Consider the following 23,385-nt stretch of genomic DNA (forward strand, 5'->3'; position numbering starts at 1 on the left):
TACGGGGCTGCTCAGGCTTCAGTGGGCGGCTCCCGACTTTAGTTGGCCTGTTGCACCGGCTATTCATCGCCCGGCGGCTTGGCGCACTTGCGTAGATACGGTAGTTTCCACCGCGCAATAGCCGTGTGATTCGCCTGAGGTAGTTATGAAGAAGTGGCAATGTGTAGTCTGTGGACTGATTTACGACGAGAGCCAGGGCTGGCCTGATGAAGGCATCGCCGCCGGCACGCCCTGGCAGGATGTCCCGGAAGACTGGCTGTGCCCTGACTGTGGCGTCGGCAAACTGGATTTTGAAATGATCGAAATCGGCTGAGCTCAAGCTGTAACAGACGGCGACCTAAGGGTCGCCGTTTTGTTTAGTGAATGCGCATACTAGATACCAACGAGCTGAATAGGCGGCGAGGTGGCTATGCGCAAGTGGCAGTGTGTGGTGTGCGGTTTTATCTATGACGAAGCCCTCGGCCTGCCCGACGAAGGCATCGCACCCGGTACGGCCTGGGAAGATATTCCCGCCGACTGGCTGTGTCCCGATTGCGGCGTCGGCAAGCTGGATTTCGAGATGATCGAAATCGCCTGAGCCGCGTCAGCCCTGAAATCTATTACGGCCGCCGCAATGCGCGGTCTGTGTGAGGAATGCAGTATGAGTGCACCTGTCGTCATCGTCGGCACCGGCCTGGCCGGCTACAACCTGGCCCGTGAATTTCGCAAGCTGGACAGCCAAACCCCGCTGCTGCTGATCACCGCCGACGACGGTCGCTCGTATTCCAAGCCGATGCTGTCCACCGGCTTTGCCAAGAACAAGGACGCCGATGGCCTGAGCATGGCCGAGCCGGGCGCCATGGCCGAACAGCTCAAGGCAGAAGTGCGCACCCATACCCGGATCAGCGGCATCGACCCCGGCCACAACCGGCTGTGGATCGGCGAAGAGGCCGTACCCTATCGCGATCTGGTGCTGGCCTGGGGCGCCGAGGTGATTCGCGTGCCGGTGGAAGGCGATGCCAGTGACGCGATCTTCTCGATCAATGACCTGGAGGACTACGCGCGCTTTCGCACCGCCGCCGCCGGCAAACAGCGCGTCCTGCTGCTGGGCGCCGGGCTGATCGGTTGCGAGTTTGCCAATGACCTGAGCCTGGGTGGCTATCAGGTCGAACTGGTCGCGCCCTGCGAGCAGGTGATGCCCGGTCTGCTGCATCCGGCGGCTGCGGCCGCAGTTCAAGCCGGCCTGGAAGGCTTGGGCGCGCGTTTCCACCTCGGTCCGGTGCTGGCCAGTCTGCATCACCAGGGCGATACGCTGCAGGCGCACTTGTCTGACGGCACGCTGCTCGAGTGCGATCTGGTGCTTTCGGCCGTGGGTCTGCGTCCGCGTATCGAACTGGCGGCTGCGGCCGGGCTGGCGGTCAATCGCGGGGTGGTGGTCGACCGCCAGCTGCGCACCTCCCACGCCAATATCTACGCCCTGGGCGACTGCGCCGAGGTCGATGGGATCAACCTGCTCTACGTCATGCCGCTGATGACCTGCGCCCGCGCCCTGGCGCAAACCCTGGCCGGCACCCCGACGGCGGTGAGCTACGGGCCGATGCCGGTCACGGTGAAAACCCCGGTCTGTCCGCTGGTGGTATCGCCGCCACCGCGCGGCTTGCAAGGCGAGTGGAGCGTGGAAGGTAGCGCTGGCGACATCAAGGCGCTGTGCCATGACAGCAGCGGTGCGCTGCTCGGTTACGCGCTCACCGGCACTGCCGTGCAGGAAAAGCTGGCCCTGAATAAGCTTTTACCTGCACTTATGGCCTGAATGACGGCCGTTCTGTCGGATATGCCACAAAGTTGCCCGGTTTAACTGTCGGACAAGACTGGCGCAGGGCCGGATGGCATGCCATTCTCCCTCAGTCTGCCGCAGCCTAGAGCTGTTGCCGCGCCTTGGTATCTGCTCGCGCAGAGCAGCCCGGACACAACAACAAAAACCGAAAGAGGCATTTATGCGTAAACCGGAACTCGCCGCCGCCATCGCCGATAAGGCGGATCTGACTAAAGATCAGGCAAACCGTGTACTTAACGCGGTACTCGAAGAAATCACCAGCGCCCTGAACCGCAAGGACAGCGTCACCCTGGTGGGCTTCGGTACTTTCGTGCAACGCCACCGCGGTGCTCGCACCGGTAAAAACCCGCAAACCGGCGAGCCGGTCAAGATCAAGGCCAGCAACACCGTCGCCTTCAAGCCGGGCAAGTCCCTGAAAGACGCGGTCAACTGAGTCCTCAGGCCCGGAGCCTTTGGCTCCGGGCTGCTCCCGCCGGCTGGCGTGTTCACGCCGTTCTTTCAGCCGGATGTAGTCCCCGCCGCAAACCGCTACAATGCGCCGCCTTTTCCTTCCCTTTGCGAGGCCGCGCGCATGAAATTCCGTTTTCTTCTGTGGATGCTGGGCCGCCTGATGAACAAGGCCAGCCGTGACAACCCGGCGTTCCAGCAGCAACTGGTGGACCGCGACATGGTTTTCCAATTGCACACCCTGGACGGCAAGGTTGCCCGTCACTTTATCGTCAAAGACCAGCGCATCAGCAGTAAGCGCGGCCCGGCCAGCGAGCCGGCGTTTGCCCTCGGCTTTAAGGATGCCGCCTACGGTTTCGCCACCATGAGCGCGAAAAACAAGCAGCTGGCGTTTATGCAGGGCATCCAGAACAAGGACATCCAGATCCAGGGCAACCCGGCATTGGTGATCTGGTTCCAGGGGCTGACCAAGCACCTGATGCCGAAAAAGCCAGACGCCGCGAAAAAGGCTGCCTGAGCCTCATCGCCGCGCGCCAGGGCTGGCCGGCGCGCGCGGCTTTCGCTAGGCTGGGCATAGCCCTAGTGAGAGTTTGCCCATGCGTCTGCTGTTGAGTGCCCTGCTGTTTTCCACCTCCCTGGCCCATGCCGCGCCCCCCAAAGCCGAAGCCTTTGCGCCATTATTCGAGCTGGCCGGCATCCGTTTGCTCTGCGAACAGAGCGCGCCGCTGGTGCAGCGCGGCCTGAGCGATAAACAGCAAGCACAGTTGGCCAAGGTGTTTGCCGCCGACGGCCTGTGCCTGGACCTGGCCAAGCAGCTGACCGGCACGCTCGATCAAGCCCAGCTGCAACAGGCCCAACGCCTGCTGGAAAGCCCGCTGGCGCAGGGCTTTACCGCTGCCGAGCGTGCGGTCGGTGAGGGCGGCGCAGAAGGTTTGGCGGCTTATCGCAAACAACTGGCCGCGCGCCCGCCGCGCGAGGAACGCCTGGCGCTGGTGCGGCGCCTGGATGCCGCCGCGCACACCACCACCTTGGCCACCCTGCTGCGTTATGAGGTCGGCAAGACCCAGGCGTTTCTGGCCTTGCAGGGCCGTGGCGAAAGCATCGACGAAAAGGCCCTGAGCGCTCAGACCAAGGCCCAGAAGAACGCATTGCGGGCGTCCAGCGCCGAGGCGGTGGAGGCCTTTATGCTCTACGCCTACCGGCAGATGCCCAGCGAGAAACTGGCCGAATATGCTGCCCTGTATGAGCAACCCGCCGTGGCCCGGTTGCTCGATAGCAGCGTGCAGGTGCTGCCGCAACTGTTCGCCGCACGGCGGGCGCAGCTCAAGCAGTAATCATTCGACTGCAACGACAAAGGGGCCCGTAGGCCCCTTTGTGTTTCTGCAGATTTAATGCGCGGGGTGGAATTGCGCGGCCAGTTCGCGCAGCGCAACTTCGGCGGCCAGCACCTTGCTTACGGCTTCTTCGGCCTTGTCCCGGCTGATACCGAGGTTGTCGAACAGGCTTTGCGCAATCTCGCTCTGCGGCCCGGCACCGATGCCGCGATTGCGCAGCAGGCTGACCGACAGGCACACCAGGTTCGGGTAGGTGGCGTGGGGGCCGCTGTACTCGGGGTCATGCTGGAAGCGCAGGGCGCTGGCCAGTTCTTCCGGCATATCCCAGTAACGCATCAGCCAGGCGCCGATCTGCTCGCGGCTGATACCAAGCAAATGCTGCTCGATATAGCTGGAAGGCAGGTGTGGATTGACCTCCAGGTGCCGGCAGATCAGCGAGAAGTGCGGCGGAAACACATGCGCCAGTACCAGATAACCGAAGTTATGCAGCAGGCCGGCGAGGTAGGTCAGGCCGGCTTCCGGACGCTGTGCGCGCGGAATGGCGCGGGTCAGCCCTTCGATCACCGCGGCGCTGTAAATGGCCTGCTGCCAGTACGGCGTAGCGTGCTGCGGTTGATCTTTGGGCAGGCTCAGGGTTTTACCCAGCGCCAGACCGAGGGCCAGGTTGATCACCAGGTCGAAGCCCAGCACGCGGACGATGGCGTCTTCCACCGAGCGGATTTTCCCGGGCGCGGCGTAGTAGGGCGAGGCCGCCCAGCTGACCACCTGGGCGGCCAGCGCCGGGTCGGTTTCGACCACGCCGGTGATGTCATCCACCGTGGCATCCGGGTCGACACGCAGCTTGATGATCTTCTGCGCGGTTTCCGGCAGCGGTGGAATCTCGATGGTTTCTTCCAGGCGCTGCTGGATGCGCCGGGCGGTAAAGGCCTGCACTGCCTGGGTGATCTCCGCGCGATCGTCGTCGGGGCGATCGAGGTTCAGACGGATATTCTCCAGCGGCTCGCCGAAACGCGCGGCGCTGGCCTTGCTCAGCAGGCTCTTGAAGGCCTCGGTGCTTAGCTCCAGCAGCACGCCGCGCTGGCCCGACTCGATATACAGGCTCGGCACCTGCAGCAGGCGTTCGTCATACAGGCAGGGCGAGCTGGTCAGCGGCGGCAGGCCGGGCAACACTTTCAGGCTGTGTTTGCCGAGCATGCGCTCCAGGCGCTCCGGCTTGACCGCAGTCAGCTGGCGGCCGGTCAGTTCGGTCAGGCGGTTGAGGTCGAGCAGCTGGCTCTGCGGATAGAGCACCAGCAGGGCGCCCACTGTGTCATCCAGCAGCACCGCTTGCAGGCGTTGCGCGGCGGGCAGACCGGGCAGATCACGGCAAACTTGGTAGGCCAGACCGAGCTTATCCAGCAATTGCAGAATCACCGCAGGGGGCTGCGGCGCGGTGTCGGTGGAGAGGGCGAGTTCGGTCATGATGGCGTCCGGCTGAGGCAGCATTCTTGGCAAGTATAAACGGCGGTTGTGGCAGGCGAGGCTTGAGGCGACGGTTGCCCTGTGCGCTGCTTCACACTTGCCCGTATTGTTGGCCGTGGCGCAACCAGCGTTCAAGTAGCGGGCTGACATGCTGTGGCCAGTGTTGCAGCAGCGCCTGCGCGGCGTCGCGTACGGCGGGCAACAAGTCGGCATCGCGCATCAGATCGGCGACCTTGAACTGCAGCAGGCCGGTCTGGCGGGTGCCGAGCATCTCGCCGGGGCCGCGCAGTTCCAGGTCCTTTTCGGCGATGACGAAGCCATCGCAGGTCTCGCGCATGATGGCCAGGCGCTGGCGGCCCAGTTGCGACAGTGGCGCGTGATAGAGCAGCAGGCAGTGGCTGGCGGCGCTGCCGCGCCCGACCCGGCCGCGTAGCTGATGCAGTTGGGCCAGGCCCAGGCGTTCCGGGTTCTCGATGATCATCAGGCTGGCGTTGGGCACGTCGACGCCGACCTCGATCACCGTGGTGGCTACCAGCAGCTGCAGTTGGCCCTGTTTGAACTGATCCATCACCGCAGCTTTTTCCGCAGGCTTCATGCGCCCGTGGATCAGCCCGACATTCAGTCCGCCGAGCGCTGCCGATAAATCCTCGAAGGTGGTTTCCGCGGCCTGGCAGGTCAGCTCTTCGGATTCCTCGATCAGCGTGCACACCCAATAGGCCTGGCGCCCTTCATTGCAGGCCAGGCGCACGCGCTCGACCACTTCCAGGCGGCGGCTGTCGGCGATTACCAGGGTATTCACCGGGGTACGGCCGGGCGGCAGTTCGTCGAGGATCGAGGTGTCGAGGTCGGCGTAGGCACTCATCGCCAGGGTTCGTGGGATCGGCGTGGCGGTCATGATCAGCTGGTGCGGACACATGCGCCCGCCGATGCCTTTCTGGCGTAGGGCCAGGCGCTGTTGCACGCCGAAGCGGTGTTGCTCATCGATAATCACCAGGGCGAGTTTGTGGAACTGCACCTCCTCCTGAAACAGCGCGTGGGTGCCAACCACCATGGGCGCGCCGCCAGCGATCTGCTCCAGGGCGCTGGCGCGGGCCTTGCCCTTGAGTTTGCCGGCCAGCCAAGCGACGTCCAGGCCCAGCGGCGCCAGCCATTTGCGGAAGTTGATGAAATGCTGCTCGGCAAGAATCTCGGTCGGCGCCATCAGCGCCACCTGGTAACCGGCTTCCAGTGCTTGCAGGGCGGCGAAGGCGGCGACCACGGTCTTGCCGGCGCCGACATCGCCCTGCACCAGGCGCAGCATTGGCTCGCTCTGGCTGAGGTCGTAGGCGATTTCCGCGCCGACCCGCTGTTGCGCGCCGGTAGGGCTAAAGCCCAGGTTGGCCAGGTATTGCTGCGGCAGGCTTTGCGCCAGCGGCAGCGCTGGTGCCTGCTGGGCGCGGACGCTCTCGCGCAGGCGTTGCAGCGACAGTTGATGGGTCAGCAGTTCCTCGAAGGCCAGGCGGTGCTGGGCCCAGTGGCGGCCTTCGGCGAGTTCTTCTAGGTCGGCATCCGGCGGTGGCCGATGTAGATAGCGAATCGCCTGATCCAGCGGGCTGAGCTGGTAATCGTCGGCCAGTTCGCGCGGCAGCCAGTCCGGCAGGCTGTGCGGGCCGAGGCGCGCCAGGGCCTGTTCGCTAAGCTGACGCAGGCGTTGCTGGGTCAGGCCTTCGGTGGTCGGGTAGATCGGCGTCAGGGTCTGTTCCACGGCAATCGGCTCGCTGCCGGACAGTGCGCGGTATTCCGGGTGGTAGATCTCCAGGCCCGACGAGCCGGGGCGAACTTCACCGTAGCAGCGCACCTGGGTGCCGCGCTTAAGGCCTTCTTTCTGCGCCTGGCTAAAATGGTAGAAACGCAGGGAGAGGGTGCCGCTGCCGTCCTGCAGGCGCACCAGCAGGCTGCGCCGGCGCCCCATGACCACGTCCGCGCCAGCGACTATGCCTTCCACCACCGCATCCTGACCGGGGCGCAGCGCGCCAATCGGCACGATGCGGGTGCGGTCCTGGTAGCGCAGCGGCAGGTGAAACAGCACATCCTGCAGGGTTTCCAGGCCAACCTTGGCGAGCTTTTCCGCCAGGGCCGCACCCACGCCTTTCAGCGCGGTGACAGAAACCGCGGCCAGTTCGCTCATGGCCTGGCTTAGCTGCTCTTGGGCAGTGGACGCGCCACCGAGCAAAGGCGGATCGAGTCGGTCAGTACTTCGATGGCGTTTGGCCGCGGGAAGCTGGCGCGCCAGGCGATGGCCACGGTGCGGAACGGCGCGGGCGCGCTGAGTGGGCGTACTTCGATCACGCCGGGGGCGTAGTGATGACTGTCGACCGCGGAGAACGGCAGGATCGACACGCCAAGGCCGGAGGCGACCATATGGCGGATGGTTTCCAGCGAGCTGGATTCCACCGTGGTGTGCTTGGCGCTGTCTTCGCCGCCCTTGCGCAGGGTCGGGCAGGCTTCCAGCACCTGATCGCGGAAGCAGTGGCCTTCGCCGAGCAGCAGTAGGCTCTTGTCATTCAGCAGCTTGCTGTCGATGGTCTTCATCGCAGCCCAGGGGTGGCCAGCCGGCAGCAGGGCGTAGAAGGGTTCGTCGTACAGCGGCTTGGTCAGCACGTCGGCCTCAACGAACGGCAGGGCGATGATGATCGCGTCCAGCTCGCCATTGCGCAGCTTGTCGCGCAGCACATGGGTGAAGTTCTCTTCGATATACAGCGGCATCTGCGGGGCGACGCGGTGCAGTTGCGGAATCAGATGGGGGAACAGGTAGGGGCCGACGGTGTAGATCGCACCGATCTTCAACGGTGCGGCCATCTGGTTCTTGCCGGCCTGGGCCAGCTCGCGGATGCCCTGGGCCTGCTCCAGCACCTTCTGCGCCTGGGTGACGATGCCTTCGCCGACCGGGGTCAGGCGCACTGCGCTCTTGCTGCGCTCAAAGATCAGCACACCCAGCTCATCTTCGAGTTTCTTCACCCCCACCGACAGCGTCGGCTGGCTGACGTGACAACGCTCGGCGGCGCGGCCGAAGTGCTGTTCCTGAGCGAGGGTGACTATGTAGCGCAGTTCGGTGAGGGTCATAGTCTTTATCCATTGAGATGCAGCCAAGCATAGCGGCTGTATTCAATGGAACCAACTGCTGATGCGCTTCAGCGCCGGTGCTGGGTGTGTTGAACGGGTTTTGGCGATTGGCTACGCATTTATGTCGCTTTGTGAACAGAAAATAATTAGTTACTAAAACGTTGTGCGCATAGAATTGCGACCATACTTTGCGGGCGACCCAGCTTGGGCTTCGCACTCGCCATAACAAAATTATACAAGCCGTTCCTTTTACCCAAGGAGTACCGGCATGCCTGATGCGGTAACGACCATGTCCCATAACTGGGCTTTTGCTGTATTCCTGCTGGGAGTCTTCGGGCTCATTGCGTTCATGCTTGGGCTGTCCAGCCTGCTGGGTAGCAAAGCCTGGGGGCGCAGCAAGAACGAACCTTTTGAGTCCGGCATGTTGCCCGTCGGCAGCGCGCGCCTGCGCCTGTCAGCCAAATTCTATCTGGTCGCGATGCTCTTCGTGATCTTCGACGTTGAAGCCCTCTTTCTCTTCGCTTGGGCAGTCTCGGTGCGCGAAAGCGGCTGGGCTGGGCTGATCGAAGCTACAGTCTTTATAGCAATTCTGTTGGCAGGTCTTGTCTACCTTTGGCGGATCGGGGCGCTCGATTGGGCACCTCAGGGCCGTCGTGAGCGGCAGGCGAAGCTAAAACAATGAGGCTTTGGCGATGCACTACAAACTTACTCGGATCGATCCGGATGCGCCCAATGAGCGCTATCCGGTCGGCGAGCGGGAGACTGTTTCCGACCCGCTGCTAGACGATCAAGTCCACAAGAACATCTACATGGGCAAACTTGCCGATGTACTGAATGGCGCAGTGAACTGGGGGCGCAAGAACTCCCTATGGCCGTACAACTTCGGCCTGTCCTGCTGCTATGTGGAAATGACCACCGCCTTTACTGCGCCGCACGACGTGGCGCGGTTTGGTGCGGAAGTGATTCGAGCCTCCCCACGCCAGGCGGACTTCATGGTCATCGCCGGCACCTGCTTTATCAAGATGGCCCCGGTCATCCAGCGCCTGTACGAGCAGATGCTGGAACCCAAGTGGGTGATCTCGATGGGCTCCTGCGCCAACTCCGGCGGCATGTACGACATCTACTCCGTGGTCCAGGGGGTCGACAAGTTCCTGCCGGTCGACGTCTATATTCCCGGTTGCCCGCCGCGTCCCGAGGCGTTTCTGCAAGGCTTGATGCTGCTGCAGGAATCCATCGGTCAGGAGCGCCGGCCGTTGTCCTGGGTGGTCGGTGATCAGGGTGTTTACCGTGCCGACATGCCTTCGCAGAAAGAACAACGGCGCGCCGAGCGGATCGCCGTGACCCATCTGCGCAGCCCCGACGAAGTGTGAGCCTGGGCACGCCCCCGCCCGCCTACTGACGCCGTTGACCGATAGCGACCGAGACCATGACTGCAGACAGCATTCTGTCCATACCGCCGTACAAGGCTGACGACCACGATGTGGTCGTCGAACTGAATTCCCGTTTTGGCGCCGAAGCCTTTACCGCCCAGAGCACCCGTACCGGCATGCCGGTGCTGTGGGTGGCCCGCGAGCGCCTGGTCGAGGTGCTGACCTTCCTGCGCAATCTGCCGCGCCCCTACGTCATGTTGTATGACCTGCATGGCGTCGACGAGCGCCTGCGCACCCAGCGTCGCGGCCTGCCGGATGCGGATTTCACGGTGTTCTATCACCTGATGTCGCTGCAGCGGAACAGCGATGTGATGATCAAGGTCGCCCTGTCCGAACGCGACCTCAATGTGCCCAGCGTCACCAGCATCTGGCCCAACGCCAACTGGTATGAACGCGAAGTCTGGGACCTCTACGGCATCCACTTCAGCGGCCACCCGCTCCTGACGCGGATCATGATGCCGCCGACCTGGGAAGGTCACCCGCTGCGCAAGGATTACCCGGCGCGCGCCACCGAGTTCGATCCGTTCAGCCTGACCCTGGCCAAACAGCAGCTGGAAGAAGAGGCCGCGCGCTTCAAACCGGAAGACTGGGGCATGAAGCGTGGTGGCGAGCATGAGGACTATATGTTCCTCAACCTCGGCCCCAATCACCCCTCGGCCCACGGCGCGTTCCGCATCATCCTGCAACTGGACGGTGAAGAGATTGTCGACTGCGTGCCGGAGGTTGGCTATCACCACCGTGGCGCCGAGAAGATGGCCGAACGGCAGAGCTGGCACAGCTTTATTCCCTACACCGACCGCATCGACTACCTCGGTGGGGTGATGAACAACCTGCCCTACGTGCTGGCGGTGGAAAAACTCGCGGGCATTACCGTGCCGCAACGGGTCGACGTGATTCGCATCATGCTGGCCGAGTTTTTCCGCATCACCAGCCATCTGCTGTTCCTCGGCACCTATATCCAGGACGTCGGCGCAATGACCCCGGTGTTCTTCACCTTCACCGACCGTCAGCGCGCCTACAAGGTGATCGAAGCCATCACCGGCTTCCGTCTGCACCCGGCCTGGTACCGCATCGGCGGTGTCGCCCATGACCTGCCGCGCGGCTGGGACAAACTGGTCAAGGAGTTCGTCGACTGGCTGCCCAAGCGCCTCGACGAGTACGAAAAGGCCGCCCTGCAGAACAGTATCCTCAAGGCGCGGACCATCGGTGTGGCGCAATACAACACCAAGGAAGCGCTGGAGTGGGGCACCACCGGCGCCGGCTTGCGCGCCACCGGCTGCGACTTCGACCTGCGCAAGGCGCGGCCTTACTCCGGCTACGAGAACTTCGAGTTCGAAGTGCCGCTGGCTGCCAATGGCGATGCCTACGACCGCTGCATGGTGCGTGTGGAAGAGATGCGTCAGAGCATCAAGATCATCGACCAGTGCCTGCGCAACATGCCGCAAGGTCCGTACAAGGCCGATCACCCGCTGACCACGCCGCCGCCGAAAGAGCGCACGCTGCAGCACATCGAAACCCTGATCACCCACTTCCTGCAGGTGTCCTGGGGCCCGGTGATGCCGGCCAACGAATCTTTCCAGATGATCGAGGCGACCAAGGGCATCAACAGCTACTACCTGACCAGCGACGGCAGCACCATGAGCTACCGCACGCGCATTCGCACGCCGAGCTTCCCGCACCTGCAGCAGATCCCTTCGGTGATTCGCGGCAGCATGGTCGCCGACCTGATCGCCTACCTGGGCAGTATCGACTTCGTTATGGCTGACGTGGACCGCTGACATGATCCAGACAACCCACAGCAACACGCTAATCCAGACTGATCGTTTTATCCTCAGCGCAGCCGAACAGGCGGCCATTGAGCACGAGATGCACCATTACGAAGACCCGCGCGCGGCGTCGATCGAAGCGCTGAAGATCGTGCAGAAAGCCCGTGGCTGGGTGCCGGATGGCGCCGCCGATGCGATTGGCGAAATCCTCGGCATTCCCGCCAGCGACGTCGAAGGCGTGGCCACCTTCTACAGTCAGATTTTCCGTCAGCCGGTAGGCCGCCACATCATTCGCGTATGCGACAGCATGACCTGCTATGTCGGTGGCCATGAGTCGGTCGTCGCTGAAATGCACAAGCAGCTGGGTATCGGCCTTGGCGAGACCACCAACGACAGCCGCTTTACCCTGCTGCCGGTGTGCTGCCTGGGCAACTGCGACAAGGCCCCGGCGCTGATGATCGACGACGACACCTTTGGTGACGTGCAACCTGACGGCGTGGCCAAACTGCTGGAGGCCTACCAATGAATGGTATGAAAACGCTGACCTCCATCGGCCCGGCCAACAGGATTGCCCGCAGCGAGGAGACTCACCCGCTGACCTGGCGCCTGCGTGACGACGCCCAGCCGGTGTGGCTGGAGGAATACCAGGCGAAGAACGGCTACGCCGCCGCGCGCCAGGCGCTGAGTGAGATGGCTCAGGCCGATATCGTGCAGACGGTGAAAGACTCCGGCCTCAAGGGCCGTGGTGGTGCCGGCTTCCCCACCGGGGTGAAGTGGGGCCTGATGCCCGCCGACGAGTCGATGAACATCCGCTACCTGCTGTGCAACGCCGATGAGATGGAGCCGAACACCTGGAAAGACCGCATGCTGATGGAGCAGCTGCCGCACCTGCTGGTGGAGGGCATGCTGATTTCCGCCCGCGCGCTCAAGGCCTATCGCGGCTACATCTTCCTGCGCGGCGAGTACGTCGATGCCGCGACGAATCTGAATCGCGCCATCGAGGAAGCCAAGGCCGCCGGCCTGCTCGGTAAGAACATCCTCGGCAGCGGTTTTGATTTCGAGCTGTTCGTCCACACCGGCGCCGGGCGTTATATCTGCGGTGAAGAAACCGCGCTGATCAATTCCCTCGAAGGCCGCCGCGCCAACCCGCGCGCCAAACCGCCGTTCCCGGCCGCCGTCGGCGTGTGGGGCAAGCCGACCTGCGTGAACAACGTCGAGACCCTGTGCAACGTGCCGGCCATCGTCGGTAATGGCGTGGACTGGTACAAGAGCCTGGCCCGCCCCGAGAGTGAAGACCACGGCACCAAGCTGATGGGCTTCTCCGGCAAGGTGAAGAACCCCGGCCTGTGGGAGCTGCCCTTCGGCGTAAGCGCCCGCGAGCTGTTCGAGGACTACGCCGGCGGCATGCGCGATGGCTATACCCTCAAGTGCTGGCAACCCGGCGGTGCCGGCACCGGCTTCCTGCTCCCTGAACACCTCGATGCGCTGATGTATGCCGGCGGTATCGGCAAGGTCGGCACGCGCATGGGCACCGGCCTGGCACTGGCGGTGGACGACAGCATCAGCATGGTTTCGCTGTTGCGCAATATGGAAGAGTTCTTTTCGCGTGAATCCTGCGGCTGGTGCACGCCGTGCCGCGATGGTCTGCCCTGGAGCGTGAAGATCCTCCGTGCGCTGGAGCGCAAGCAAGGCACGCAGCAGGACATCGACACGCTGCTCGGTCTGGTCAATTTCCTCGGCCCCGGCAAGACCTTCTGCGCCCACGCACCGGGTGCCGTTGAGCCGCTGGGCAGTGCGATCAAGTATTTCCGCTCGGAGTTCGAGGCAGGCATCGCCAGCTCGGCGGCTCCGGCCGGGCAAGTAGAAACCGTGAGCCTATAAATAACGCCCCCTCTCCCCCTAGGAGAGGGCTGGGGTGAGGGAAGTTGGCCAACTCCGACCATTACCCCTCACCCCCGGCCCCTCTCCCCAAGGGAGAGGGGAGACAAAAGCATTCCATTAGCCAAGCCCGCTTCGGTGGGCAAAGAAGAAACCTGAACCATGGCCACTATCCACGTAGACGGCAAAGATTTCGAAGTCGATGGGGCGGACAACCTGCTGCAGGCCTGCCTGTCCCTCGGTCTCGATATCCCTTACTTCTGCTGGCACCCGGCGCTCGGTAGCGTCGGCGCCTGCCGCCAGTGCGCGGTCAAGCAGTACAGCGATGAAAACGATACGCGCGGGCGCATCGTCATGTCGTGCATGACGCCGGCCACCGACAACACCTGGATCAGCATCGACGATGAAGAATCCAAGGCGTTCCGCGCCAGCGTTGTTGAATGGTTGATGACCAACCACCCGCACGACTGCCCGGTGTGCGAAGAGGGCGGCCATTGCCACCTGCAGGACATGACAGTGATGACTGGCCACAACCAGCGCCGTTATCGCTTCACCAAGCGTACGCACCAGAACCAGCAGCTCGGCCCGTTTATCGGCCATGAGATGAACCGCTGCATCGCCTGCTACCGCTGCGTGCGCTACTACAAGGACTACGCCGGCGGCACTGACCTGGGCGTGTACGGCGCGCATGACAACGTGTACTTCGGTCGGGTCGAAGATGGCGTGCTGGAAAGCGAGTTCTCCGGCAACCTGGTCGAGGTCTGCCCGACCGGTGTGTTTACCGACAAAACCCACTCCGAGCGCTACAACCGCAAGTGGGACATGCAGTTTGCCCCGAGCATCTGCCATGGCTGCGCCAGCGGCTGCAACACCAGCCCCGGCGAGCGCTACGGCGAATTGCGGCGCATCGAGAACCGTTTCAACGGCGATGTGAACCAGTATTTCCTCTGCGACCGTGGCCGTTTCGGCTACGGCTATGTCAACCGCACGGACCGTCCGCGTCAGCCGCTGCTGGTGAATAAAGACGGTGGCGCAACGCTCGGCATCGACGCCGCGCTGGACAAGGCCGCCGAGCTGCTCAAGGGCAAACGCGTCATCGGCATCGGCTCGCCGCGCGCCAGCCTGGAAAGCAACTTCGCCCTGCGTGAGCTGGTCGGCGAGGCCAGCTACTACTCCGGTATTGCCGCTGGCGAGCTGGAGAATATCCGCCTGATCCGCGACATCCTGCAGAACGGCCCGCTACCGGTGCCGACCCTGCGTGAAGTCGAGCTGCACGACGCGGTATTTATCCTCGGTGAAGACCTGACCCAGACAGCCGCACGCCTGGCCCTGGCCCTGCGTCAGACGGTCAAGGGCAAGGCCACTGAAATCGCCGCGTCGATGAAAATTCAGGACTGGCACATGGCTGCCGTGCAGAACGTCGCTCAGGACACGCTGCATCCGCTGTTTATCGCCAGCGTCACCGCCACGCGTCTAGATGACATTGCCGAAGCCTGCGTGCATGCGGCGCCGGCCGACCTGGCGCGTATCGGTTTCGCCGTGGCCCACGCCATCGACCCGAGCGCACCGGCGGTCAGCGGTCTGGACAGTGACGCAGCCGAGCTGGTGCAGCTGATTGCTGAAGCGCTGCTTGAAGCCAAGCGGCCGCTGATCGTCTCCGGCGCCTCCCTTGGCGAGAGGAGCCTGATCGAAGCCGCCGCGAATATCGCCAGTGCGCTGAAAAATCGCGAAAAGAACGCCTCCATCAGCCTGGTGGTGCCGGAAGCCAACAGCATGGGCCTGGCTCTGCTGGGTGGCGAGTCTGTCGATGCGGCGCTGCAAGCGTTGACGACTGGCCAGGCCGATGCCGTGATCGTGCTGGAAAACGACCTCTATCGCCGCGCCGATGCGGCCCAGGTCGATGCCGCATTGGCGGCCGCCAAGCTGGTGATCGTCGCCGACCATCAGCACACCGCTACCAGCGAAAAAGCCCACCTGCTGCTGCCGGTGGCCAGCTTCGCCGAAGGCGATGGCACCCTGGTCAGTTTCGAAGGCCGTGCTCAGCGCTTCTTCCAGGTGTTCGAGCCGAGCTACTACGACGCCAATATTCTGATTCGCGAAGGCTGGCGCTGGCTGCATGCGCTGCACAGCACCCTGCAGGGCAAGCCCCTCGACTGGACCCAGCTGGATGCGGTGACCGCCGCCGTTGCTGCCAGCAACAGCCTGCTGGCACGTATCGGCGAAGCCGCGCCCAACGCCACCTTCCGTATCAAGGGCCTCAAGCTGGCCCGTGAGCCGCACCGTTACAGCGGTCGCACCGCCATGCGCGCCAATATCAGCGTGCATGAGCCGCGTCAGCCGCAGGACCAGGACTCGGCCTTCGCCTTCTCCATGGAAGGCTATTCCGGCAGCCAGGAAGACCGTCAGCAGATTCCATTCGCCTGGTCGCCGGGCTGGAACTCGCCGCAGGCCTGGAACAAGTTCCAGGACGAAGTCGGCGGTCATCTGCGTGCCGGCGATCCGGGCGTGCGCCTGATCGAAGCCAAGGGCACGGTGCTGCCCTGGTTTAACGTAACGGCGGCCTTTAACCCGACACCGGGCACCTTGCAGGCCGTGGCGCTGCATCACCTGTTCGGCAGTGAAGAAACCTCGGCCGGCGCCGCGCCGCTGCAGGAGCGCATCCCTGCACCTTACGCGCTGCTGGCCAAGGCCGAAGCGGATCGCTTGGGCGTTAATGACGGCGCGCTGCTGAGCCTGACAGTCGCTGGGCGGACCCTGCGCCTGCCGCTGCAGATCACCGAAGAGCTGGCCATCGGTGTGGTCGGCCTGCCAGTCGGTTTGGAGGGCATGCCGGCGCTGATCGCAGGTAGCGTGGTCACCCGCATTGAGGAGGCCGCGCAATGAGTTGGCTGAGCCCCGAAGTGCTGGACGTGCTGATCGCCGTACTCAAGGCCATCGTGATTCTGCTGGTAGTGGTGGTCTGTGGCGCGCTACTGAGCTTTGTCGAACGGCGCCTGCTGGGCTGGTGGCAGGACCGCTACGGCCCCAACCGGGTCGGGCCGTTCGGCATGTTTCAGATCGCCGCCGACATGATCAAGATGTTCTTCAAGGAGGACTGGACGCCGCCGTTCGCCGACAAGTTCATCTTTATCCTCGCGCCGATGATCGCCTTCGCCGCCATGTTGCTGGCCTTTGCGATTATCCCGATCACCCCGAACTGGGGCGTGGCGGACCTGAATATCGGCATCCTGTTCTTCTTCGCCATGGCTGGGCTGTCGGTGTATGCCGTGCTGTTCGCCGGCTGGGCCAGTAACAACAAGTTTGCCCTGCTCGGTGCGCTGCGCGCCTCGGCGCAGACGGTGTCCTACGAGGTGTTTCTGGCGCTGGCGCTGATGGGCATCGTCGCCCAGGTCGGCTCGTTCAACATGCGCGATATCGTCGATTACCAGGCAGAAAACCTCTGGTTCATCATTCCGCAGTTCTTCGGCTTCTGTACCTTCTTTATCGCCGGTGTGGCGGTGACTCACCGTCACCCCTTCGACCAGCCGGAAGCCGAGCAGGAGCTGGCCGATGGTTACCACATCGAATATGCCGGGATGAAATGGGGCATGTTCTTCGTCGGCGAATACATCGGCATCATCACCATCTCGGCGCTGCTGGTCACCCTGTTCTTCGGCGGTTGGCACGGGCCGTTTGGCATCCTGCCGCAGATTCCGTTTTTCTGGTTCGCCCTGAAAACCTGCTTTTTCATCATGATCTTCATCCTGCTGCGCGCCTCGATTCCGCGGCCACGGTATGACCAGGTTATGGCTTTCAGCTGGAAGTTCTGCCTGCCGCTGACCCTGATCAACCTGCTGGTGACCGGCGCATTCGTGCTGGCCGCGGCCCAGTAAGGAGAACCACAGAATGTTCAACTACATACGGGATGTGCTGCACGGCACCTACACCCAACTGCGCAGCATGGTCATGGTCTTCAGCCATGGCTTTCGCAAGCGCGACACCCTGCAATACCCGGAAGAGGCGGTGTACCTGCCGCCGCGCTATCGCGGGCGCATCGTGCTGACCCGCGACCCCGACGGCGAAGAGCGCTGCGTGGCCTGCAACCTCTGTGCGGTGGCCTGCCCGGTAGGCTGTATCTCGCTGCAGAAGGCCGAGACCCCGGATGGCCGCTGGTACCCGGATTTCTTCCGCATCAACTTCTCGCGCTGCATCTTCTGCGGCCTGTGCGAAGAAGCCTGTCCGACCACGGCGATTCAGCTCACCCCGGATTTCGAGATGGGCGAATTCAAGCGCCAGGACCTGGTGTACGAGAAGGAAGACCTGCTGATCAGCGGCCCGGGCAAAAACCCGGACTACAACTTCTACCGCGTCGCCGGTATGGCGATTGCCGGCAAGCCGAAAGGCGCCGCGCAAAACGAAGCCGAGCCCATCAACGTCAAAGGCCTGCTTCCTTAAGGGGGGGATATGGAATTCGCTTTCTACCTCGCCGCCGGCGTTGCCGTGGCGGCCACATTCAGGGTGATCACCGCGAGCAATCCGGTGCATGCCCTGCTGTATCTGATTCTCTCGCTGCTGGCGGTGGCGATGACCTTCTTCGCCCTCGGCGCACCCTTTGCCGGCGCGCTGGAGATCATCGTCTACGCCGGCGCGATCATGGTGCTGTTCGTGTTTGTGGTGATGATGCTCAACCTCGGCCCGGCGGCGGTCGAGCAGGAGCGCCAGTGGCTGACGCCCGGTATCTGGACCGGCCCGGCGATCCTCTCGGCGTTGTTGCTGGGGCAATTGCTCTATGTGCTGTTGCAGTCGCCCAGTGGCGCGGCCCTCGGTTTGCAGACCATTGATGCCAAAGCCGTCGGTATCGCCCTATACGGGCCATACCTGCTGGCGGTGGAATTGGCGTCGATGCTGCTGCTCGCTGCGCTGGTCGCGGCCTATCACCTCGGCCGTCACGATGCCAAGGAGCCAACGGCATGAATGCGATTCCCCTGGAGCACGGCCTGGCGCTGGCCGGCGTGCTGTTCAGCCTCGGTCTGATCGGCCTGATGGTGCGGCGCAATATCCTGTTTGTGCTGATGAGCCTGGAAGTGATGATGAATGCCACTGCCCTGGCCTTCGTGGTGGCGGGCAGCCGTTGGGCCCAGCCTGACGGCCAGGTGATGTTTATCCTGGTGATCACTCTGGCCGCCGCCGAAGCCAGTATTGGCCTGGCGATCCTGTTGCAGCTGTATCGCCGCTTCAACACCCTCGATGTCGACGCTGCCAGCGAGATGCGCGGATGAACCTTCTATTGCTGACCTGTGTCTTTCCGCTGCTGGGCTGGTTGCTTCTGGCCTTCTCGCGCGGGCGTTTCTCCGAAAACCTTTCTGCGCTGATTGGCGTCGGCTCGGTGGGCCTGTCCGCCCTGACCGCAGCCTGGGTGATCGTGCAGTTCAACCTTAATCCGCCGGAAAACGGCGTGTTTACCCAGGTGCTGTGGCAGTGGATGAGCGTGGCCGGTTTTGCGCCGAGCTTCACCCTGTACCTGGATGGCCTGTCGCTGACCATGCTCGGCGTGGTTACCGGGGTGGGCTTTCTGATCCACCTGTTCGCCAGCTGGTATATGCGCGGCGAGGAGGGCTACTCGCGCTTCTTCGCCTACACCAACCTGTTTATCTTCAGCATGCTGCTGCTGGTGCTGGGCGATAACCTGCTGGTGCTGTACTTCGGCTGGGAGGGCGTGGGGCTTTGCTCCTACCTGCTAATCGGCTTCTACTTCAAGCACAGCGCCAACGGTAATGCGGCGCTCAAGGCCTTTATCGTCACCCGCGTTGGTGACGTGTTTATGGCCATCGGCCTGTTTATCCTGTTCCTCCATCTAGGCACCCTGAATATTCAGGAGCTGATGGCGCTGGCGCCGCAGAAGTATGTGGAAGGCGACAGCTGGCTGTGGATTGCCACGCTGATGCTGCTCGGCGGCGCAGTGGGTAAGTCCGCGCAACTGCCGCTACAGACCTGGTTGGCCGATGCCATGGCCGGCCCGACCCCGGTTTCCGCGTTGATCCACGCGGCGACCATGGTCACTGCCGGCGTTTACCTGATCGCGCGGACCCACGGCCTGTTCCTGCTGACTCCGGACATCCTTGAGCTGGTTGGTATCGTCGGCGGCGTGACCCTGGTGCTGGCCGGCTTTGCCGCGCTGGTGCAGACCGATATCAAGCGCATCCTCGCCTACTCGACCATGAGCCAGATCGGCTATATGTTCCTTGCCCTAGGCGTTGGCGCCTGGGACGCGGCGATTTTCCATCTGATGACCCACGCCTTCTTCAAGGCGCTGCTGTTCCTCGCTTCCGGTGCGGTGATCAACGCCTGCCACCACGAGCAGAACATCTTCAAGATGGGCGGTTTGTGGAAGAAACTGCCGTTGGCTTACGCCAGCTTTATCGTCGGTGGCGCAGCGCTGGCGGCGTTGCCGTTGATCACTGCCGGCTTCTACTCCAAGGACGAGATCCTCTGGGAAGCCTTTGCCAGCGGTCATCAGTGGTTGCTCTATGCCGGCCTGGTGGGCGCCTTCCTGACTTCGCTCTACACCTTCCGCCTGATCTTTATCGCCTTCCATGGTGAGCAGCAGACCGAGGCCCATGCCGGCCATGGCGTGGCGCACTGGCTGCCGCTGGTAACCCTGATCGTGCTGTCGACCTTTATTGGCGCGCTGATCAGCCCGCCGCTGGCCGGTGTGCTGCCGCAGAGCGTCGGCCATGCCGGCGGCGAGGCCAAGCACAGTCTGGAAATCGCCTCCGGAGCCATCGCGATCATCGGCATCGTGCTGGCCGCGCTGCTGTTTCTCGGCCAGCGCAGTTTCGCCACAGCGGTGGCGCAGAGCGCGCCGGGGCGCTTCCTCTCGGCCTGGTGGTTCGCCGCCTGGGGCTTCGACTGGCTCTACGACAAGCTGTTTGTGCAGCCCTACCTGCGGCTTTGTCGGTTGCTCGGGCGTGACCCGATCGACCGCAGCATTGGCCTGATTCCGCGTCTGGCGCGAGGCGGCAACGCCCTGCTGGCCAGCAGCGAGACCGGCCAGGTGCGCTGGTACGCCACATCGATTGCCGGGGGCGCCGTACTGGTGCTCGGCCTGCTGCTGATTCTGAATTAAGGAAAACCGACCGTCATGATTCTGCCCTGGCTAATCCTGATCCCCTTTATCGGCGGCCTGCTGTGTTGGCAGTGCGAGCGCTTCGGCAATGTCCTGCCGCGCTGGATCGCCCTGCTGACCATGGCCCTGCTGTTTGGCCTGGGCCTGTGGCTGTGGGCCACTGGTGACTTCAGCCTGGCCCCCGCACCTGGCGCTGCGCCGCAGTGGGCGGCCGAGTTCCAGCTGCCGTGGATCGAGCGTTTCGGCATCAGCGTGCACCTGGCGCTGGATGGCCTGTCGGTGCTGATGATCAGCCTCACCGGCCTGCTCGGCGTGCTCTCGGTGCTGTGCTCGTGGAATGAGATCCAGAACCGCGTCGGCTTCTTCCACCTCAACCTGATGTGGATTCTCGGTGGCGTGGTCGGCGTGTTCCTCGCCGTCGACCTGTTCCTGTTCTTCTTCTTCTGGGAAATGATGCTGGTGCCGATGTATTTCCTCATCGCGCTCTGGGGGCATAGCGGCAGCGATGGCAAGACGCGGATCTACGCCGCCACCAAGTTCTTTATCTTCACCCAGGCCAGCGGCCTGATCATGTTGCTGGCGATCCTCGGCCTGGTGTTTGTGCACTTCGACCAGACCGGGGTGCTGACCTTCAACTACGCCGATCTGCTCACCACCAAGATGGCTGCCGGCACCGAATACATCCTGATGCTCGGCTTCTTTATCGCCTTCGCAGTGAAGTTTCCGGTGGTGCCCTTCCACTCCTGGCTGCCGGACGCCCACGCTCAGGCGCCGACGGCCGGCTCGGTGGACCTGGCCGGTATCCTGCTGAAAACCGCCGCCTACGGCCTGCTGCGTTTTGCCCTGCCGCTGTTCCCCAATGCCTCGGCGGAGTTTGCGCCCATCGCCCAGTGGCTGGGCGTGTTCGCCATCATCTACGGCGCGCTGCTGTCGTTCGCGCAGACCGATATCAAACGCCTGGTGGCCTATTCCAGCGTGTCGCATATGGGCTTTGTGCTGATCGCCATCTATTCGGCCAGCGAGATCGCCCTGCAGGGCGCGGTGGTGCAGATGCTCGCCCATGGCCTGTCCGCCGCCGCACTGTTTATCCTCTGCGGCCAGCTGTATGAGCGCCTGCATACCCGCGATATGCGCGAGATGGGCGGTGTCTGGGCGCGTATGCCCTGGCTGCCGGCCATCAGCCTGTTCTTTGCCGCTGCCGCGCTGGGCCTGCCGGGTACCGGCAACTTCGTCGGCGAGTTCCTGATCCTGCTGGGCAGCTTCCCGAGCGCGCCCTGGGTCGTTGTGCTGGCGGCCACCGGCCTGGTATTCGGCTCGGTCTACGCACTGATCATGATTCACCGCGCCTTTTTCGGTCCGGCCAAGGCGCAAACCGCCTTGCCTGGCCTGCAGCTGCGCGAGCTGAGCATGGTGCTTGGCCTGGCTGTGCTGCTGATCCTGCTCGGTGTGTACCCGCAGCCGGTGCTCGATACCTCTGCTGCCAGCATGCAAGGCGTGCAGCAGTGGCTGGGTAGCGCCCTCAATCAACCTGTTCCGGCCCGGTAAGTAGCGTATGGAATTCACGACTCAACACTTTATCGCGCTGCTGCCGCTACTGATCACCAGTGCCACGCTGGTGCTGGTGATGCTGGCGATTGCCTGGAAGCGCAATCACGCCATGACCTTCGGCCTCTCGGTGCTGGGCCTCAACCTGGCCCTGCTGTCGCTGCTGCCGGCCCTGGGCATAACGCCCATCGAGGTCACCCCGCTGCTGCTGGTGGACAAGTTCGCCTGTTATTACATGGCCCTGGTGCTGGCCGCGACCCTGGCCTGCGTGACGCTGACCCACGCCTACCTGGGCGGTGAATCGGGCAAGGGCTACCCGGGCAACCGCGAAGAGCTGTACCTGCTGATGCTGCTGTCTGCCGCTGGCGGCCTGGTGCTGGTCAGCGCGCAGCATCTGGCGGGCCTGTTTATCGGCCTGGAACTGCTCTCGGTGCCGACCTACGGCATGATCGCCTACGCCTTCTTCAACAAGCGTTCGCTGGAAGCCGGGATCAAGTACATGGTGCTGTCCGCCGCCGGTTCGGCGTTTCTGCTGTTCGGCATGGCGCTGCTGTACGCAGAATCCGGCAACCTGACCTTCGCCGGTATCGGCGCCAAGCTGGCCGCCGATGGCCTGCCGAGCATGCTGGCGCAGCTGGGCGTGGGCATGATGCTGATCGGCCTGGCGTTCAAACTGTCGCTGGTGCCGTTCCACCTGTGGACGCCGGATGTCTACGAGGGCGCGCCGGCGCCGGTGGCGGCCTTCCTCGCCACGGCCAGCAAGGTCGCGGTATTTGCCGTGCTGCTGCGCCTGTATCAGATGTCGCCGGCCACTGCCGGCGGCTGGCTGAATGAGCTGCTGACGCTGATTGCGATTGCCTCGATCATCTTCGGCAACCTGCTGGCGCTGCTGCAGAACAACCTCAAGCGTCTGCTCGGTTACTCCTCCATCGCCCACTTCGGCTACCTGCTGGTGGCGCTCATCGCCAGCAAAGGGCTGGCCGTGGAAGCGGTCGGCGTGTACCTGGCCACCTATGTGCTGACCAGCCTGGGTGCGTTCGGCGTGATTACCCTGATGTCGACGCCCTACAGCGGTCGCGATTGTGATGCGCTATACGAATACCGCGGGCTGTTCTGGCGCCGTCCTTACCTGACCGCTGTGCTTACCGTGATGATGCTGTCACTGGCCGGTATTCCGCTGACGGCTGGGTTTATCGGCAAGTTCTATGTGGTCGCCGCTGGTGTGCAATCTCAGCAGTGGTGGCTGCTGGCCGCTTTGGTGATCGGCAGTGCCATCGGCGTGTTCTATTACCTGCGGGTGATGGTCACCCTGTTTATGCTTGAGCCGAACCTGCGTCGCCACGATGCACCGTTCAACTGGGCACAGCGTGCCGGCGGCATGATGCTGCTGTTCGTCGCCGTACTGGCGTTCTTCCTCGGTGTATACCCGCAGCCGCTGCTGGAGCTGGTGCAACAGGCCAGCTTGGTGGCACTGTTGCCCTGATGAATAACCAGGGAATACGCA

General features: G+C 63.3%; 22 protein-coding genes. 19 read left to right on the top strand and 3 right to left on the bottom strand.

What is annotated here, in order from left to right; genetic code table 11:
• Positions 1-145 precede the first annotated feature (145 nt).
• The 6 genes from WA145_RS15395 to WA145_RS15420 all read left to right on the top strand — a co-directional run bounded on the left by WA145_RS15395 (position 146) and on the right by WA145_RS15420 (position 3,594).
• Positions 146-313, top strand: a complete 168-nt coding sequence (locus WA145_RS15395) for a rubredoxin (RefSeq protein ID WP_422582407.1) — start codon at positions 146-148, stop codon at positions 311-313.
• A gap of 96 nt (positions 314-409) precedes the next feature.
• Positions 410-577, top strand: coding sequence for a rubredoxin (locus WA145_RS15400; RefSeq protein WP_422582408.1), 168 nt, complete (start codon positions 410-412; stop codon positions 575-577).
• A 63-nt stretch (positions 578-640) separates the two neighbouring features.
• Positions 641-1,789, top strand: a complete 1,149-nt coding sequence (locus tag WA145_RS15405; RefSeq protein WP_422582409.1) for an NAD(P)/FAD-dependent oxidoreductase — start codon at positions 641-643, stop codon at positions 1,787-1,789.
• Positions 1,790-1,973: 184 nt separating this feature from the next.
• Positions 1,974-2,246, top strand: a complete 273-nt coding sequence (locus tag WA145_RS15410) for an HU family DNA-binding protein (RefSeq protein ID WP_108489153.1) — start codon at positions 1,974-1,976, stop codon at positions 2,244-2,246.
• Between the two features lie 138 nt (positions 2,247-2,384).
• Positions 2,385-2,777 carry a helicase gene (locus WA145_RS15415; RefSeq protein WP_422582410.1) on the top strand — a complete coding sequence of 131 codons (393 nt, stop codon included), beginning with the start codon at positions 2,385-2,387 and terminating at the stop codon, positions 2,775-2,777.
• Between the two features lie 79 nt (positions 2,778-2,856).
• Positions 2,857-3,594: a hypothetical protein gene (locus tag WA145_RS15420; protein WP_422582411.1), complete on the top strand. Its 738-nt coding sequence runs from the start codon at positions 2,857-2,859 to the stop codon at positions 3,592-3,594.
• 54 nt (positions 3,595-3,648) lie between these two features.
• Here WA145_RS15420 and WA145_RS15425 read toward each other — a convergent pair whose 3' ends face one another.
• From WA145_RS15425 to WA145_RS15435, 3 genes are all read right to left on the bottom strand, one after another.
• On the bottom strand, positions 3,649-5,055 hold the full coding sequence (locus WA145_RS15425; protein ID WP_422582412.1) for an HDOD domain-containing protein: 1,407 nt from the start codon (positions 5,053-5,055) through the stop codon (positions 3,649-3,651).
• A gap of 91 nt (positions 5,056-5,146) precedes the next feature.
• Entirely contained in the window at positions 5,147-7,222 is a 2,076-nt protein-coding gene (gene recG / locus WA145_RS15430) for an ATP-dependent DNA helicase RecG (protein WP_422582413.1), read from the bottom strand.
• Between the two features lie 8 nt (positions 7,223-7,230).
• Positions 7,231-8,157 carry a hydrogen peroxide-inducible genes activator gene (locus WA145_RS15435; protein WP_422582414.1) on the bottom strand — a complete coding sequence of 309 codons (927 nt, stop codon included), beginning with the start codon at positions 8,155-8,157 and terminating at the stop codon, positions 7,231-7,233.
• Positions 8,158-8,425: 268 nt separating this feature from the next.
• Here WA145_RS15435 and WA145_RS15440 point away from each other — a divergent pair, with 268 nt between their 5' ends.
• The 13 genes from WA145_RS15440 to nuoN all read left to right on the top strand — a co-directional run bounded on the left by WA145_RS15440 (position 8,426) and on the right by nuoN (position 23,364).
• The gene (locus WA145_RS15440) at positions 8,426-8,839 is read left to right on the top strand and encodes an NADH-quinone oxidoreductase subunit A (RefSeq protein WP_090379694.1); all 414 of its coding nucleotides are present in this window, start codon (positions 8,426-8,428) and stop codon (positions 8,837-8,839) included.
• 10 nt (positions 8,840-8,849) lie between these two features.
• Positions 8,850-9,527 carry a NuoB/complex I 20 kDa subunit family protein gene (locus WA145_RS15445; protein ID WP_422582415.1) on the top strand — a complete coding sequence of 226 codons (678 nt, stop codon included), beginning with the start codon at positions 8,850-8,852 and terminating at the stop codon, positions 9,525-9,527.
• Between the two features lie 56 nt (positions 9,528-9,583).
• The gene (gene nuoC, locus WA145_RS15450) at positions 9,584-11,365 is read left to right on the top strand and encodes an NADH-quinone oxidoreductase subunit C/D (RefSeq protein WP_422582416.1); all 1,782 of its coding nucleotides are present in this window, start codon (positions 9,584-9,586) and stop codon (positions 11,363-11,365) included.
• A gap of 1 nt (position 11,366) precedes the next feature.
• A complete protein-coding gene (gene nuoE, locus WA145_RS15455; RefSeq protein ID WP_422582417.1) occupies positions 11,367-11,879 on the top strand; it encodes an NADH-quinone oxidoreductase subunit NuoE in 513 nt (170 codons plus the stop codon).
• Positions 11,880-11,884: 5 nt separating this feature from the next.
• Entirely contained in the window at positions 11,885-13,234 is a 1,350-nt protein-coding gene (nuoF, locus tag WA145_RS15460; protein ID WP_422582434.1) for an NADH-quinone oxidoreductase subunit NuoF, read from the top strand.
• 159 nt (positions 13,235-13,393) lie between these two features.
• Positions 13,394-16,114, top strand: coding sequence for an NADH-quinone oxidoreductase subunit NuoG (gene nuoG / locus WA145_RS15465; protein ID WP_422582418.1), 2,721 nt, complete (start codon positions 13,394-13,396; stop codon positions 16,112-16,114).
• Complete coding sequence (gene nuoH, locus WA145_RS15470; RefSeq protein WP_422582419.1) at positions 16,111-17,103, top strand: NADH-quinone oxidoreductase subunit NuoH; 993 nt, start codon at positions 16,111-16,113, stop codon at positions 17,101-17,103. The genes nuoG and nuoH overlap by 4 nt, the downstream gene beginning before the upstream one ends.
• A 13-nt stretch (positions 17,104-17,116) precedes the next feature.
• Complete coding sequence (gene nuoI / locus WA145_RS15475; protein ID WP_422582420.1) at positions 17,117-17,665, top strand: NADH-quinone oxidoreductase subunit NuoI; 549 nt, start codon at positions 17,117-17,119, stop codon at positions 17,663-17,665.
• 9 nt (positions 17,666-17,674) lie between these two features.
• Positions 17,675-18,184, top strand: a complete 510-nt coding sequence (nuoJ, locus tag WA145_RS15480; protein ID WP_422582421.1) for an NADH-quinone oxidoreductase subunit J — start codon at positions 17,675-17,677, stop codon at positions 18,182-18,184.
• Entirely contained in the window at positions 18,181-18,489 is a 309-nt protein-coding gene (gene nuoK, locus WA145_RS15485; protein ID WP_090250586.1) for an NADH-quinone oxidoreductase subunit NuoK, read from the top strand. The genes nuoJ and nuoK overlap by 4 nt, the downstream gene beginning before the upstream one ends.
• Entirely contained in the window at positions 18,486-20,336 is a 1,851-nt protein-coding gene (nuoL, locus tag WA145_RS15490; RefSeq protein WP_422582422.1) for an NADH-quinone oxidoreductase subunit L, read from the top strand. The genes nuoK and nuoL overlap by 4 nt, the downstream gene beginning before the upstream one ends.
• A 15-nt stretch (positions 20,337-20,351) precedes the next feature.
• On the top strand, positions 20,352-21,881 hold the full coding sequence (gene nuoM, locus WA145_RS15495; RefSeq protein WP_422582423.1) for an NADH-quinone oxidoreductase subunit M: 1,530 nt from the start codon (positions 20,352-20,354) through the stop codon (positions 21,879-21,881).
• Positions 21,882-21,888: 7 nt separating this feature from the next.
• Positions 21,889-23,364: an NADH-quinone oxidoreductase subunit NuoN gene (gene nuoN, locus WA145_RS15500; RefSeq protein WP_422582424.1), complete on the top strand. Its 1,476-nt coding sequence runs from the start codon at positions 21,889-21,891 to the stop codon at positions 23,362-23,364.
• Positions 23,365-23,385 lie beyond the last annotated feature (21 nt).

The sequence above is a fragment of the Pseudomonas sp. genome, from assembly GCF_049301935.1.
Classification (GTDB): Bacteria; Pseudomonadota; Gammaproteobacteria; order Pseudomonadales; family Pseudomonadaceae; genus Aquipseudomonas.

Bases quoted from the DNA above. Each gene is read 5' to 3' on its own strand.
- WA145_RS15395 (WP_422582407.1), top strand. From the start codon at position 146: ATGAAGAAGTGGCAATGTGTAGTCTGTGGACTGATTTACGACGAGAGC.
- WA145_RS15400 (WP_422582408.1), top strand. From the start codon at position 410: ATGCGCAAGTGGCAGTGTGTGGTGTGCGGTTTTATCTATGACGAAGCC.
- WA145_RS15405 (WP_422582409.1), top strand. From the start codon at position 641: ATGAGTGCACCTGTCGTCATCGTCGGCACCGGCCTGGCCGGCTACAAC.
- WA145_RS15410 (WP_108489153.1), top strand. From the start codon at position 1,974: ATGCGTAAACCGGAACTCGCCGCCGCCATCGCCGATAAGGCGGATCTG.
- WA145_RS15415 (WP_422582410.1), top strand. From the start codon at position 2,385: ATGAAATTCCGTTTTCTTCTGTGGATGCTGGGCCGCCTGATGAACAAG.
- WA145_RS15420 (WP_422582411.1), top strand. From the start codon at position 2,857: ATGCGTCTGCTGTTGAGTGCCCTGCTGTTTTCCACCTCCCTGGCCCAT.
- WA145_RS15425 (WP_422582412.1), bottom strand. From the start codon at position 5,055: ATGACCGAACTCGCCCTCTCCACCGACACCGCGCCGCAGCCCCCTGCG.
- recG (WP_422582413.1), bottom strand. From the start codon at position 7,222: ATGAGCGAACTGGCCGCGGTTTCTGTCACCGCGCTGAAAGGCGTGGGT.
- WA145_RS15435 (WP_422582414.1), bottom strand. From the start codon at position 8,157: ATGACCCTCACCGAACTGCGCTACATAGTCACCCTCGCTCAGGAACAG.
- WA145_RS15440 (WP_090379694.1), top strand. From the start codon at position 8,426: ATGCCTGATGCGGTAACGACCATGTCCCATAACTGGGCTTTTGCTGTA.
- WA145_RS15445 (WP_422582415.1), top strand. From the start codon at position 8,850: ATGCACTACAAACTTACTCGGATCGATCCGGATGCGCCCAATGAGCGC.
- nuoC (WP_422582416.1), top strand. From the start codon at position 9,584: ATGACTGCAGACAGCATTCTGTCCATACCGCCGTACAAGGCTGACGAC.
- nuoE (WP_422582417.1), top strand. From the start codon at position 11,367: ATGATCCAGACAACCCACAGCAACACGCTAATCCAGACTGATCGTTTT.
- nuoF (WP_422582434.1), top strand. From the start codon at position 11,885: ATGAAAACGCTGACCTCCATCGGCCCGGCCAACAGGATTGCCCGCAGC.
- nuoG (WP_422582418.1), top strand. From the start codon at position 13,394: ATGGCCACTATCCACGTAGACGGCAAAGATTTCGAAGTCGATGGGGCG.
- nuoH (WP_422582419.1), top strand. From the start codon at position 16,111: ATGAGTTGGCTGAGCCCCGAAGTGCTGGACGTGCTGATCGCCGTACTC.
- nuoI (WP_422582420.1), top strand. From the start codon at position 17,117: ATGTTCAACTACATACGGGATGTGCTGCACGGCACCTACACCCAACTG.
- nuoJ (WP_422582421.1), top strand. From the start codon at position 17,675: ATGGAATTCGCTTTCTACCTCGCCGCCGGCGTTGCCGTGGCGGCCACA.
- nuoK (WP_090250586.1), top strand. From the start codon at position 18,181: ATGAATGCGATTCCCCTGGAGCACGGCCTGGCGCTGGCCGGCGTGCTG.
- nuoL (WP_422582422.1), top strand. From the start codon at position 18,486: ATGAACCTTCTATTGCTGACCTGTGTCTTTCCGCTGCTGGGCTGGTTG.
- nuoM (WP_422582423.1), top strand. From the start codon at position 20,352: ATGATTCTGCCCTGGCTAATCCTGATCCCCTTTATCGGCGGCCTGCTG.
- nuoN (WP_422582424.1), top strand. From the start codon at position 21,889: ATGGAATTCACGACTCAACACTTTATCGCGCTGCTGCCGCTACTGATC.